The sequence below is a fragment of the Ruminococcus sp. RTP21359st1_H3_RTP21359_211015 genome (genome assembly GCF_040909065.1).
GTDB classification, from domain to species: domain Bacteria; phylum Bacillota; class Clostridia; order Oscillospirales; family Ruminococcaceae; genus Hominimerdicola; species Hominimerdicola aceti.
This window is the reverse complement of record NZ_JBDGDD010000049.1, coordinates 1-12,745: the sequence shown is the minus strand read 5'-3', so window position 1 is coordinate 12,745 and position 12,745 is coordinate 1. Positions and strand designations below refer to the sequence as shown.

Sequence of the window (12,745 nt, the reverse complement as noted above, 5' to 3'; positions counted from 1 at the left end):
TCTCTCGAAAATATTCTGATCTCTCCGATATCTGTTTCCAGAAATCTGTTTAATACTGCGTTTCCAAATGATCCCGTCCCTCCGGTTATCATTAGGGTTTTGTTTGTAAAAAGTGACATACTCATCTTAAACCTTTCTTCTTAACAATTTGTTCCTTTCTTCTGAGTTTAGCCCTAAAAGCAATGTTACCACAGCATATATTCCTACAATCACTACGCCCTTTGCTGCCAAAACAAGCCATCCTCCATTTGGCAATAAAGAATTCATTAAGAATCTAAGCATAATTGTAATGATAATTGGGATACCCATTCGGAAATAGCAATTTACAACAAAACTTGCCATATCAATTTTTAACACTCTCTTATAAATAAAGAGCAAAACCACCGCCCGTAACATATAAGCGATTGAAATAGATATGCAAGCACCAATTACTCCGAAATAGGATGATAGAATGATAGACAATAAAACATTGACCATTCCCATTCCTAAGTTTACCCATGCTTGTAAGTTCACTTTTTTTCTTACAATCATAGCCGTGTTGGCAATTTGCATGGAATTAAAGAAAAGTCCCGGTATGATAACAAGCAAAATACCATAATAAGCATCCAAGTATGTCGGTCCCATCCACAGGTTTATGAATTCTTTCCCGACAACTGCAAATCCTGCTACAATAAGACCGTTGATGGCGTATTGAAATTTACCGACGCTTAACATCAGCGGCATTAATTCGTCTTTTTCTCCGCCGCGTTCATATATTCTTGAGATTTTCGGCATAAACATACCGTTTATGGCTGTTGTAATTGTATAAGTATATCCTTCAATAGTTGCTACAATTCCAAACAATGCAATTGCAGCACTGCTTGCCACAGTACCCAGTATAGAAGGCGTAATATTAAATACAAGTCTCTGTGCCAAAGACGAGATTGTAACCCATATGGAAAAACCGAAAATGTCTTTGTAGAGTGAAAAGTCAGAGTATTTCCAATTAATCTTCAGAGTTAAATGAATATTATGAAGAATAAACCCTTCTTTTTTTAACTTTGCAATATACTCTCTAGTCCTTGTTTCATCTGTATCGTCCATATAATCAAAATTACATGCAACATGCACTTCACAATTCAAGTTATTCTTTAAATATTCCAAATTTTCTTTATTGAACCACTCAATAAATGATACGACGCTAGCAACAACGAGAACTTTTTTTATATTTTCACTTTCCAACGTTTCACTTCCATTCAAAATACTTTTCGCCTGCTTCTGCTTCGCTTCATACTCCACCTCAGCTACCTTCTCAGTCCTCAGCAACCAATCCCCAAAATCCTCAGCAGTCGCCATATCTTCCTGAGTTATACCCTCTTGCTTTATAAACGCTTTCTTCACAGTATCGACTATGATCTTGACATCACCTGCAAAGCTTACATTCTGAATGTATTTTCTATCCCATTCAAGCTTTTCTTCCCATGAAATGCCGTTACGACCATTTACCTGAGCCAAACCTGACAAACCTGGTTTTGCAGTATGTCTAGCCCTTTGCTCTTTCGTCATAAAGGTCATATCTCTGACTAATTGTGGACGTGGACCAATTACAGACATTGTACCATTTAGAATATTAAATGCCTCCGGAAGTTCGTCAAGACTTGTATTTCTCAGCCACTTGCCAAACTTCGTAAGTCTCACATCATCTGGAAGAAGCTCACCATTCTCATCACGTTCATCAGTCATGGTACGAAACTTGTACATTTTAAATACCGTTTCCTTGCCGTCTTTGCCAATCAGACCAGGACGATCCTGAGTAAATAGAACCGGACTTCCCAATTTCAGTTTAACAAGAGCTGCAACGCCCAAATATAGCGGAGAAAAAACAACTATAGCAGCCGTAGCGCAGGCTATATCGAGTATTCTCTTGCCATACTTCTCATAGAAGCCCATTTTTCTTTTTTCAATAGGCTCTATCAAATCTGCTTCATATGTAGTTTTCTCAGCTTTTTTCTTCATAATACGAGCCGCAATTGCAGTAGCACCTACAACAGCACCCGTAAGCAAAGCAAATTTCTTACTCTTTTTCAAACTGCCTCTCCTTACTCAAAACAACTCCTGATAACTCGAATAATTCTCTCCTGCTGTTCCTCAGTCATCTTATTATCGCTAGGCAGGCAAGCGCCTCTGTCAAAGATATCAGCGCCTACATCTTCTGCACCGCCTGCAATATAAGCATTTGTGCGGCATCTGATACTGCCGTTATGACCAACACACTCGTGCATTCTGTACATAGGCTGCATGTGCATTGGCTTCCATATTGGTCTGCCCTCTGCATTTATGCTTGCTATCGCTTCCAAAATTTCAGTAGGACAAGTCTTGCCAGCTTCTTTGATGTACAAAGCCTCGCTGTCATTTCTGACCTGCTTGCACATTGCGTCTTTATCTATGATAAGTGCAGACAGCTAATAATTTGGCTCTGTTCCCTCAACGATAGGATTCATTTTAACGGGAAGCCCTTTAAGACCCTCTTTGTATCTCTCGTATATTGCTTTTTTCTGCGCAATATGCTCCTCAAGATGCGGATACTGACCACGAACGACTCCTGCAATAACATTCGACATACGATAGTTGTACCCGACCTCTTCATGCTGATACCATGCCGCATTCTCACGAGCCTGCGTTGACCACTTACGAGCCTTGTTTGCATCTTCAAGGCTGTTAGTCAGCAAACATCCGCCGCTAGAACCAGTTATTATCTTATTGCCATTGTAGCTTACAGCGCTGTAATCGCCAAAGCTTCCACACTGTCTGCCGTCAATGGTAGCACCCATAGCCTCAGCAGCGTCCTCGATCAAAAGCGCACCATGCTTCTCGCATATCTTCTTTATCTCGTCCATTCTTCCAGGAAAACCGTATAACTCAGCGCTTACTACCAGCTTGACTTCAGGATACATCTCAAAAGCCTTTTCAAGCGCCACAGGATCCATGTTCCAAGTATCTCTGTCAGTGTCGATAAAAACAGGGATACCGCCCTCGTAAACAACTGGGTTGAGAGTAGCGTCAAAGGTCATGTCGCTGCAAAAAACTCTCCTGCCCTCAAGAGCGCCATGAGATATAGCAGGCTTGCCATAAAGCCTCTCGCCAGCAAGCTTACAGCACAAGTGAAGCGCAGCCGTGCAGCATGAAAGGCCAACAGCATACTTGACTTCAGACTTCTCCGCCGCTATCTTCTCGACCTCATTTATATTCTTACCGACTGTAGACATCCAGTTGGTATTATAAGCCTCAGTAACGTATTCAAGCTCCTCACCATGCATTGTAGGTGACGCAAGCCATACTTTTTGTTTAAAGGGTTCTATTTTTTTCATTATTTTTCCCTCTTCCATATTTACTTCATATAAGTAACAATAATTACACTTGTTCACGTTAATAATTTTATCACAAAATTTTAATCTAGTCAAGTATTTGCCCCATACTTATGTATAATTTTTCAAGAATCGTACATTTTCAGTGTAATATACAATGCTAACCATTTACAAAAAGCTCAGTTTGTGCATTTTTATACTAAGCTGACAGCTATAATTTTCTTCATTTAAAATTGTTAAATCATGAAACGTTTTGAAATTTTTTTACCACAAGATTTTTGATGCAGACAAAAGCTGACTTGATTTTTATCTGCATTTTACACGGCTTTTATTGATTATCAGGCAAAACCAGCATATAATCATAATAGTAATTATGGCGAAGTATGAGAAATATGATTGGAGCGGTGTTTATGATAGTAAAAATTTTCTGTGCGGTTTTGGTAGCCCTTGGAGTGAGCGTTGCAATTGTTCTAGGCGGTCTGATAATTTTGGCTTCTTGTGTTAGTGGCAGAAAAAAGCCCGCTGGTGACAATACCGCTGATGACGAGGACACATTTATGTACACAAATTATATGCAGGGATTTTACCTATAACTTTTTCTACCCTGCCAAGCTTTTCATATAGTATAATAAAGTGAAGAGTGCTTTGCCCATAAGCATTCTCCACTTTTTGTATACCATTTTTTATTCTACCACTCGACCCCCAAAAACTATTGACACAGCCCGGAACTTGTGCTATACTCTCAACAAAATCAAATGAAACTACACACAGAAAGGGCGTTTTATAATGACTGAAAAAGAAAAAATGCTTGCTGGAAAGATATATGACTCCTCCGACAAGGAGCTTGCAGAATTGAGGACAAAGGCTCACAAGCTTTCACAGCAGTACAACAGTTTGTATGAAGATGATGAGAGAAGAAACGCTATCCTTGACGAGCTTCTTCCCGACCATGGCGAGGGATTTTTCTCCAAGGTCCTGTGTATTTTGACTATGGCGTTTTCACAAAGTTCGGCTCAGGCTGCTATGCAAACTTCAATCTGACAGTGCTTGACACCTGCCCTGTGACGATTGGCGACAACGTGTTTTTCGGTCCCAACTGCACCATTGCCACACCTGTTCACCCATTCAGATGGCAGGAGCGTAACATGAAGAAAAAGTCTGACGGCACTGTTTATGATGATGAATACGGCAAGCCTATCACAATACACTCCAACTGCTGGATAGCGAGCAATGTTGTCATCACAGGCGGAGTTACCATAGGCGAGGGCTGTGTTATCGGTGCAGGAAGCGTTGTCACCCGTGACATACCGCCAAATTCTCTTGCGGCAGGAAATCCATGCAGAGTTATCCGTGAAATAACGGAAGAGGATTCTGTCAAGTACAAAGCAGAACTTTTCTAGGCACACAAAATTACCCCTGACCAGAAAATGATCAGGGGCATTTTTATCGTCTGTCGGATCATTGAGTATAGACCCATTTTTTATCGGACCACGCTCCGTTATAAGTCTTTCCGCCTTTGACAGTGTAGCTTCTTACACGGACGTAATATTTTTGATATCTTGCAAGTCCAGAAACTGTCTTTTTATCGGTGCGGTTGTTTGTTACCTTTACGCTTTTTGCTCCCTTAAAGTCGGAACGCTGTGAGTATGATATTTCATATCCCGTGGCAGAGCCTTTCTGTGCATAATCTATAAAGAAGCCTGCATATGTACCATAAAGCTTCTGTATCACCTGCTTTGCAGGATAGATAGCAAAGCTTTTGGTAATAACTCCGCCGTAAATGCCCTTGCCTGTGATAGTCACCTTTGCGGTGCCGACCTTTGTGTTTGCAGAATATTTCACAGTGTAGTCTGTGCCGTTTTTAAGGGTCTTTGAGCCGTATTTTACTGTGATCTTCTGCTTTATCGCCTTGCCTGTAAAGCTTTTTGAAGAAATACCGCTGACCTTTGCGTTTGCAAAATTAGTCTTTGCCGTCACAATGCTTTTAGCGTCTGACCAATTGCCGTAATAGGTCTTTCCGCCCTTGACAGTATAAGAGCGAACTCTTACATAATATGTCTTTGAAGCTCCTAATCCAAGTACCGTCATCTTATCCGTCTTGTTGGTGGTGGATCTGTATGTGGAAGCATCTGAAAAATCAGATTTTGTGCCATACTGGACCTCATAGCCTGTTGCAGATCCTTTCTGCACAAAATCCACAAAAAAGCCCTTGTATCTTGTTTCAAGCACCTGTATCTGCTGTTTTGCAGGATTTATAACAAATGAAGCGGTCTGCTTACCCTTATAATTGCCGTAAAATTCAACCGTTATCTTGCCCGTGCCAACATTCACGTTTGAGAAATACATCACCATATAATCAATATAACGCTCTAGGGTCTTATTGCCGTCCTTTATAAGCACATCAGGTGTTATCTCCTTGCCGGTGAACGACAGTGGTGTAGCATAATAAAGCTTGAACTTGGAAGCGTCCTTTGGCTGGATAGTAAAGCTTTTTGCAACAGAGCCTCTGTATTCGCCTTTTCCAACAAAGGTCATTTTTGCAGGTCCTGCGTTAAGATTGGTCTTATAATAAACAGTGTAATCCACGCCCTCTTTAAGCTCTTTGCCCTCATAGGTGAGCGTTACGTCAGGCTGTTCAATATTCTTTCCTGTGTATGTGAAGCTGTTCTTGAAGCCTGATATCTCGCAGTCTGCAATGAGCTTGCTGTCAGAATACTCCGCTGTGACAGTCATATCCTCCGTGACGTTTTTATAGTCCTTGTCCCAGCCTGTAAAACGCAGACCCTTTATAGCAGGGGCTTTCGGAGCTTTTGCAGACTTACCATATTCCACTGTCTGCTGACTTATAACCTTGCCGTCCTTATCCACAAACGTAACGTTATATGTATAAGGCTTCCATGCGGCATAAAGAGTCTTTGCACCGCCTGAATATGAGATGCTTTCTATTCTTTCACCTGAAAGTGCAGCGTTATCATACCAGCCTGCAAAGTCTGCACCCTCTTTTGTCGGCTCGGAAAGCGTAACGCTTTCGCCTTTGCTGAGGTATTCTGGATTGCCTGTGCTGTTCGTGCCGCCATTTAAAACATAGTCGATAGTGACAAATTTTGCTTCAACAAGCTTTGCCTTTACTGTGCTGTCAGCAGTATAAACTGTATTCGCATCGACAGCAATGCCGTTCTTGTACCATTTAAGAGCATAACCGCTTTGCACTTTGACAGCAGGATATTTCACCTTGCCGTCATTATCAGTGCAGGCATAATGCTTGCCGTCAGGGGCTTCAAATGTTATCTTGTGGGAAGCCTGCTCCCCAGGACGAGTTAGCCTTGCTTTGCCGCCTGCCATTGTCCACCTGCCGCTGTCTGTCTGCTTTCCACCAACGGTATTCAGCGAATAAGCTGCAGAGCTTGTAACGTTAGACAAAGCCGTTTTCTTTACCTTGCTGTCAGAAAAGTTGCCGTTATACCAGCAAACGGCATATTGCTGTCCATAATAAAAAGCGTCATTATCAATGCTGCCCACCATAGCTTTAGCATTTGAACTGCTTGACTTTGCAAGGTCTGAAGCACACTCTGTCAGGGTCAGACCACCTGCTTTGCCCACGATTCCGCCTGCCGAGCTTGTACCCTTGACAGTTCCGCTGAACGTACAGCGTTGGATAGATACCGCATCAAATTCACCAACGATCCCGCCTGCGTACTTACCGCTGACAGTTATTTTCTCAGCACTGAGATCTCTTATCTGCGCTCTGTCCTCAGCATAGCCAAACAGACCTGCATAAGAATTGTTTTGGATAACAGCGTTTTTCAGAACGTGTCCGTTGCCGTCAAAATATCCGCAAAAAGGCTTTGAAGCCGTTCCTACTGCCGATATCTTTGCACCACCGAAGTCGATGTCTTTTTCAAGCACAACACGCTTTCCTGCAAAGCTTTCACCGCCTGATACACGCTTTGCGAAGTTTTTCCAATCCGTCGCTGTCTTTATAACAAGGCTTTGTTCCTTTATCTCTTTCGCCTTTGCCTTTATAAGAAGCTTGGCATTGGTAATATCGTTCTTTGATGCGTTTTCGTCTGCAATAACTTTCTTGCCGTTGTTGACCTCACGCTCATAACCGCTCTGCTTTTCATACTTTGCCACAAGTGTTTCAAGCTCGCTTTTATCAGACTTATCTATATCATCGGTATAGGCAAATATTATAGGCTGACCAGTATAAGCGTCCTTGTCGGTAACGTCCGTCCAACTGTCGCCGTCATTGGAAATATACGCCTGACCCGGCTTCATGACCCCGTCTGAATAGCCATAAACGGTCACATAGCCTGAGCCGTCATCACCGCTGAATGTCATCACGACAGAATATCTTTCGCCCTCGTCAAGCTCAACATCAGGGATATCCACAGTATAAAAGCCGTCGCTCTGCACCTTTCCGCTGACCTCACATTCAAGTATCCCCACAGGAGTGCTGTCTGAAACAGAAGTGTAGACCTGCACGGTGTAGTCAGACTTTCCAGTGTAGCCAAGATACATAAAGCCCACTTTGTCAAGAAGCTCGTCTTTTTTTGCTGTAAAAACATCAGCACCGCTCATTTTGTTTTCATTGCTAACATAAAATATAGAATTATCCTTATTAGCAGGATAATGGTAATTATTATCACAGCTTTCAGTGAGGTCGAACGCCACCCAATCGGTCATTTCTGCCTCTTCATAGGATATCCAGTAATAACCGTCCGTGCCACTGGATACTCCCCAAGAGCCTTTCACGAGCCATGCCCCGTTTTTCTTTGGCTGATAGCCTGCAAGGAAATTTGACTTGCTATAATTATCATCCCAGCCCACTACGCTTACGGCATGATTTATTCCACTATATTTTGTAGTTTCCGGATCGTAATAGCTTTTGTTATCAAAGGTCATATACAGGTCGTCTGCATAATAGCTCACCATTACTCCGCCAAGCTCTTTTATCTTGTTTTTAATGGCGTTTCGTCCGCCTGTGATAGTGGAAGCGTAATTAAGCTGATATTCGCAAACGCCCTTTTTATCCTCAGATACGATAGTGGCTTCCGTTCCGTCGGACACGAAAGGCTCATATTCATCATAGCAAAGTCCTCTATGAGCCGACATTGCAAGGGACGAATCCATCCACGTTCCGCCGCAATCCCATATTGACTCGTCAAATCCGCCGTTAGCATATGTAGAGAGGACAAGGCTCGGCACAGAAAACTGCACGTTTTGATTTTCAAGCCCCTTTTGAATAAGATTGCTCTCTGTGCAGGAAAGTGCCGCAAACGCCCAGCAAGTGCCTGTCTGGAACTGATTTTTGATAGTCGTCAGCGTATTCTTAGATCTGGGGTCATATTTCGCAGGCAGCGAAGCCGTTGCCTTTTGTGCATAAGCTGAAGCCCCGTCGTCCGTATCGGCCAGATCTTCATCAGCGATCTCCGATTTTTCCAGACCTTCCTTTTCGTAGCCATAACCATTATCAGTAAATATTATCCTGCCCATCTTGAATTTCGGGCTGTCATTATCTCCGCCATGCTCCATATCCGCAAAAGCTGCGCAAGGAAACTGCACTGACAATATCGCTGCCGTCAAAATGGCGGCACATTTATAGATCACCTTCATAAAGATCTCCTTTCTGCTTTTCTGTTATTTAGTTGCACAAAGTTTCTTTTGGTTACTATTTTAATGATTACTTTTTTATCTCTTTCTCCCCACTGAGATAATATTTTTCTTAGTAAGCACAAGCAGCACAATGCCAAGCAAAAGTATCAGCGGCCAAGTGAGATACGGTCTTTTATCATTATCAATATCGGTCACGACCTTATCAGGCTCACCGTTTTTATCAGTGTTGTAATACACGTTCACTTTTTCGTTCTGACTCACATAATATGTGCCTGTGAAGATCTCTCTTGTGTACTCCTTGCCGCCAACATCAAAAGCGACAGTTATGTAATATGTTTCAGCTTTGTTGCTTGCCTTTTTGTTATGTCCCCAAGTTTTCAGCTCATGGTCTATCCACTTCACATAGCCTGTGGTTTTCTCAGCACTTGACATGAAAACCCTGTTTGAAACATACTTGCTGAGATTATAGATAGTAGAGAAACCACCCATAAGAATAAAAACGATACTCAGAGCGATAAGCCCTGCATTTTGCTTTTTCATTTGATATACCCCCTGAACAGAAATGTTGTGTTAATATGAATTTATTATATCATATGAGAACATGGAAAGTCAATAAGCCTATCCCATCTTTCCATAAGTCTTATGGACATATTTATTAGTACGGTTTTGATCGTTGAGGTAAGCCGCTATTTTCTTTCTGCTGTAAGGACTTTTTTATAAGATCATGTTGAAACTTTATTTTCTTCATTTTTTGAACAATTCTTGACTTTGTTGCAAATCTGTGTTATACTAATCATAAACGAACGGTCGGTACGCATAAAAGGAGCGAAGCAACATGAAAACAACTGAGCAACAGCACAATGAGCGGAAACGTGAACTAATGGAAAAGTGCTTCGAGTGCTATGCGGAAAACGGGCTCACAGGCACAGGAATTAAAGCACTAGCCGATGCGTGCGGATGCACGAAAGCAAATTTGTATTCGTATTTTAAAAACCTTGATGAACTGATCATTGAGTCAACGGCATACTGTATGGAAAAGGTTGAGGACGACTTTATGGAGATGGCACCCACCGACCCCGAGGATGTTGTCCGTTTTGTGAAGGAGGTCCCGTATTGGACAGCAAAAAAGCATGGAAAAAAATATCGCCTGATGTATCAGATATATACGCACCCGAAGTATATCGAGCACGGCAAGAAATTCTTTGAAGGCGTGAACGAACGCTATACCGAGTACGCCAAGCAGCTGGAGCCGAAGATCGGCATTCCCTATACGGTCATCACGCCGCTGATCTTTATATTCGTCCGCGCCTGCGTTCATTATGCGATGTTTGAGGATGAATATTATTTGAAAACCCAGATGGAGGTCTTAAAACAGGGGGTCGCCCTGTTTGTGGATAAGTACAAAGCAAACCAAGCATAAGCCAATCGACCGCCGCTCATTTACGGCGTGGGCAGCGGCGCAAAGCTCCGCCGTGATAAACAATTCCGAACGGAGGAAAAAAGATGAAAACAGAAAAAAAACTACTCACAGGTACACTTTTGGCGCTTTGCACCGCTCTTTTGGTGCTTTGCAGCGTGCTTGCCATAGGATGGAGCAAGGCGGCAAAAACAGGCGACGCACTGCCGGAGGTGCGAAACAACGGCACGGCGATTCAGTGGAAATACGGCGACGAAGCCGACTGGCACGACCTTGTGGCGCTTACCGAGCTGCGGGGCGCTGCCGGAGAAAACGGAACAGACGGTAAGAACGGCATTAACGGCGTTGACGGTAAAGACGGAGCCGATGGAAAAAACGGCAAGGATGGAATTGACGGTGCCAACGGTAAAGACGGAGCCAACGGTAAAGACGGAGCCAACGGCAAAGACGGTATCAACGGCACTGACGGCATTAACGCCAAAAGCATAGAGGTGCAGCGAGCTGAAACCCACATACAGTGGCGTTACGAGGGCGATGAGTGGCAGGACCTTGTGGCGATAGCCGACATCACAGGTCCCACCGGGCAGAAAGGTGCAGACGGAGCAAACGGAAAGACACCGGAGTTCCGTGTAAGCGAAAACACCCTGCAGTGGCGCTATGTCGGCGATGAAATATGGCTGAACCTGTACGATCTTTCGGTTTTGAAAGGTCTTGACGGCAAGGATGGTATAAACGGAAAAGACGGAGCCGACGGCAAGGACGGAACAAACGGACAAAACGGCTCTGACGGTGTGGACGGAAACACCCCGTTTATCGGCGAGAACGGCAACTGGTGGATTGGAGAAACCGACACCAGCGTAAAAGCCGCAGGCATTGACGGCACAGACGGTGTTGACGGCACAGACGGCGAAAAGGGAGACAAAGGCGACAAGGGAGATAAAGGCGAAAAAGGAGATAAAGGCGACAAGGGCGATGCCGGTCAGAACGGCAGCTGCCCGGGGTATTTTCATGCAAAAGCGTCAGTAGGGACGGCTCTTCTTCAAAACCATTCCGCAAGAATTGGATTTACTGAAAAAATAAACAGAGGCGGTCTGATTTCAGCTTCCCCAGATGAAATTACGCTGAAAAAGGGGCATACATACAATATCATCATAAGCGGCTCTCTGGGAGTCGGCTCGAACGCTCCCGGGAGCACCGGTTATTATTGCATCCAAATGACAGACAGCAGTGAGGATGCAGATTTTTGCAGGGATATCACACGCATAAAAAGAGATGGAACAAAACTTCCGTATAGTAACGACTATCATTCCTTTAACTTCAACAGAATGTATGACGCATCAGCCAAAGATATAACATTGAAATTTATATTTGAGCAATCGGAATACAATACACTTCTTATGGAGTTCATCGGCACCATTACCATAACCGCTCTTGACTGAGCCGATATACACGAAAACAGAGGTAACGGAAAATAAAAAAACGAATACTCAGTATCATGCTCACCCTTTGTATGGTTCTTTGCCTTGTGTTGACAAGTGTATTTGCCGAGGATAATATGGCAGCGAGTGGGACGGCGGAAGTTTCCACAGCGGCGGAACTGGTTTCAGCAATCAGAGAAGATTCATACGGAACAGTCAAACTGACGTCAGACATTACCATTTACACCACATTAGTGGTCAACCGCACCGTCACCCTTGATCTCAACGGTTATGTGCTGAAATACAGCAGCAGTGCAGGGCATGTAATCACTGGGTCCAGTGGTATTTTGACAATTGAAAACAGTGACTATACAAAATCGCACAATTTCCAAAAGAAGTATAATTTATATGTAAATGATTTTTTTGAATTTTGCTCCGTTTAAAATCATACTAATTTTAGCTTTTAATTTTTTTCATTCCAAAAACCGCCCCATTTCGTTCTATAAATTACCTCTTATAATCAAATCATGCAGACATATAATATTATTGCAAACCCGAAAAACAAATGAAAAGGAGATACGAAAATGAAAGGTATCACAACTCAGGAAGGCAGAGAAACACTTAACAAGTTCAAGATGGAAGCAGCTAACGAAGTTGGCGTAAACCTCAAGCAGGGCTACAACGGCGATCTTACAGCTCGTGAGGTCGGCTCTGTAGGCGGTCAGATGGTCAAAATAATTAGTCCTGAACAACAATGGATATTTACCCGAAACAGCGTAAGAAACACAGGTCATTGCATCGAGATTACATATGCCGTTAGACTGTCAGTATAGGAGCAGCACAACGATATATTTTCTTATCAAAAGGCGCTGTAAAAAAAGCGCAACAAAGCCCGTGGATTTCCTCGATATGGAAGCTCACGGGCTTTAATATATCACACAGCAAAAAAG

The 12,745-nt window shown here is 43.1% G+C and carries 12 protein-coding genes and 1 pseudogene; 7 read left to right on the top strand and 6 right to left on the bottom strand.

Annotated features, from left to right (window positions below):
- The 4 genes from AB5Z01_RS13030 to AB5Z01_RS13015 form a co-directional block, all read right to left on the bottom strand.
- Positions 1-119: polysaccharide biosynthesis protein (locus AB5Z01_RS13030; RefSeq protein WP_368365570.1), on the bottom strand; the 119-nt coding region annotated here is incomplete at its 3' end.
- Positions 120-126: 7 nt separating this feature from the next.
- Complete coding sequence (locus AB5Z01_RS13025; protein WP_368365592.1) at positions 127-2,067, bottom strand: sugar transferase; 1,941 nt, start codon at positions 2,065-2,067, stop codon at positions 127-129.
- A gap of 11 nt (positions 2,068-2,078) precedes the next feature.
- A complete protein-coding gene (locus tag AB5Z01_RS13020) occupies positions 2,079-2,411 on the bottom strand; it encodes a hypothetical protein (RefSeq protein WP_368365591.1) in 333 nt (110 codons plus the stop codon).
- A 30-nt stretch (positions 2,412-2,441) separates the two neighbouring features.
- On the bottom strand, positions 2,442-3,347 hold the full coding sequence (locus AB5Z01_RS13015; protein WP_353805458.1) for a DegT/DnrJ/EryC1/StrS family aminotransferase: 906 nt from the start codon (positions 3,345-3,347) through the stop codon (positions 2,442-2,444).
- Between the two features lie 407 nt (positions 3,348-3,754).
- Here AB5Z01_RS13015 and AB5Z01_RS13010 point away from each other — a divergent pair, with 407 nt between their 5' ends.
- The 3 genes from AB5Z01_RS13010 (at position 3,755) to AB5Z01_RS13000 (ending at position 4,744) form a co-directional block, all read left to right on the top strand.
- Positions 3,755-3,937, top strand: coding sequence for a hypothetical protein (locus tag AB5Z01_RS13010; RefSeq protein ID WP_118158331.1), 183 nt, complete (start codon positions 3,755-3,757; stop codon positions 3,935-3,937).
- A 193-nt stretch (positions 3,938-4,130) separates the two neighbouring features.
- Positions 4,131-4,385 carry a maltose acetyltransferase domain-containing protein gene (locus AB5Z01_RS13005; RefSeq protein ID WP_353805457.1) on the top strand — a complete coding sequence of 85 codons (255 nt, stop codon included), beginning with the start codon at positions 4,131-4,133 and terminating at the stop codon, positions 4,383-4,385.
- Entirely contained in the window at positions 4,322-4,744 is a 423-nt protein-coding gene (locus AB5Z01_RS13000) for a sugar O-acetyltransferase (RefSeq protein WP_353805456.1), read from the top strand. The genes AB5Z01_RS13005 and AB5Z01_RS13000 overlap by 64 nt, the downstream gene beginning before the upstream one ends.
- Before the next feature lie 58 nt (positions 4,745-4,802).
- Here the strand turns inward: AB5Z01_RS13000 and AB5Z01_RS12995 are convergent, their stop codons facing one another.
- Both AB5Z01_RS12995 and AB5Z01_RS12990 read right to left on the bottom strand, forming a co-directional pair.
- The gene (locus tag AB5Z01_RS12995; protein WP_287216365.1) at positions 4,803-8,960 is read right to left on the bottom strand and encodes a C1 family peptidase; all 4,158 of its coding nucleotides are present in this window, start codon (positions 8,958-8,960) and stop codon (positions 4,803-4,805) included.
- Between the two features lie 75 nt (positions 8,961-9,035).
- Entirely contained in the window at positions 9,036-9,500 is a 465-nt protein-coding gene (locus tag AB5Z01_RS12990; RefSeq protein WP_022287567.1) for a DUF3592 domain-containing protein, read from the bottom strand.
- Positions 9,501-9,795: 295 nt separating this feature from the next.
- Between AB5Z01_RS12990 and AB5Z01_RS12985 the strand changes: the two genes are divergently transcribed.
- The 4 genes and pseudogenes from AB5Z01_RS12985 to AB5Z01_RS12970 all read left to right on the top strand — a co-directional run.
- The gene (locus AB5Z01_RS12985) at positions 9,796-10,380 is read left to right on the top strand and encodes a TetR/AcrR family transcriptional regulator (protein ID WP_038670874.1); all 585 of its coding nucleotides are present in this window, start codon (positions 9,796-9,798) and stop codon (positions 10,378-10,380) included.
- A gap of 83 nt (positions 10,381-10,463) precedes the next feature.
- The gene (locus AB5Z01_RS12980; protein ID WP_287216364.1) at positions 10,464-11,816 is read left to right on the top strand and encodes a hypothetical protein; all 1,353 of its coding nucleotides are present in this window, start codon (positions 10,464-10,466) and stop codon (positions 11,814-11,816) included.
- Between the two features lie 116 nt (positions 11,817-11,932).
- Positions 11,933-12,238 carry a pectate lyase-like adhesive domain-containing protein gene (locus AB5Z01_RS12975; RefSeq protein ID WP_287216363.1) on the top strand — a complete coding sequence of 102 codons (306 nt, stop codon included), beginning with the start codon at positions 11,933-11,935 and terminating at the stop codon, positions 12,236-12,238.
- A gap of 141 nt (positions 12,239-12,379) precedes the next feature.
- Positions 12,380-12,535, top strand: a pseudogene (locus AB5Z01_RS12970) (alpha/beta-type small acid-soluble spore protein); the annotation flags it as partial.
- Between the last annotated feature and the right edge of the window lie 210 nt (positions 12,536-12,745).

What these genes read in the sequence shown, in the direction of transcription:
- AB5Z01_RS12980 (WP_287216364.1), top strand. Translation starts at nt 10,464, where the DNA reads ATGAAAACAGAAAAAAAACTACTCACAGGTACACTTTTGGCGCTTTGC.
- AB5Z01_RS13015 (WP_353805458.1), bottom strand. Translation starts at nt 3,347, where the DNA reads ATGAAAAAAATAGAACCCTTTAAACAAAAAGTATGGCTTGCGTCACCT.
- AB5Z01_RS13010 (WP_118158331.1), top strand. Translation starts at nt 3,755, where the DNA reads ATGATAGTAAAAATTTTCTGTGCGGTTTTGGTAGCCCTTGGAGTGAGC.
- AB5Z01_RS13005 (WP_353805457.1), top strand. Translation starts at nt 4,131, where the DNA reads ATGACTGAAAAAGAAAAAATGCTTGCTGGAAAGATATATGACTCCTCC.
- AB5Z01_RS12975 (WP_287216363.1), top strand. Translation starts at nt 11,933, where the DNA reads ATGGCAGCGAGTGGGACGGCGGAAGTTTCCACAGCGGCGGAACTGGTT.
- AB5Z01_RS12995 (WP_287216365.1), bottom strand. Translation starts at nt 8,960, where the DNA reads ATGAAGGTGATCTATAAATGTGCCGCCATTTTGACGGCAGCGATATTG.
- AB5Z01_RS12990 (WP_022287567.1), bottom strand. Translation starts at nt 9,500, where the DNA reads ATGAAAAAGCAAAATGCAGGGCTTATCGCTCTGAGTATCGTTTTTATT.
- AB5Z01_RS12985 (WP_038670874.1), top strand. Translation starts at nt 9,796, where the DNA reads ATGAAAACAACTGAGCAACAGCACAATGAGCGGAAACGTGAACTAATG.
- AB5Z01_RS13020 (WP_368365591.1), bottom strand. Translation starts at nt 2,411, where the DNA reads ATGTGCAAGCAGGTCAGAAATGACAGCGAGGCTTTGTACATCAAAGAA.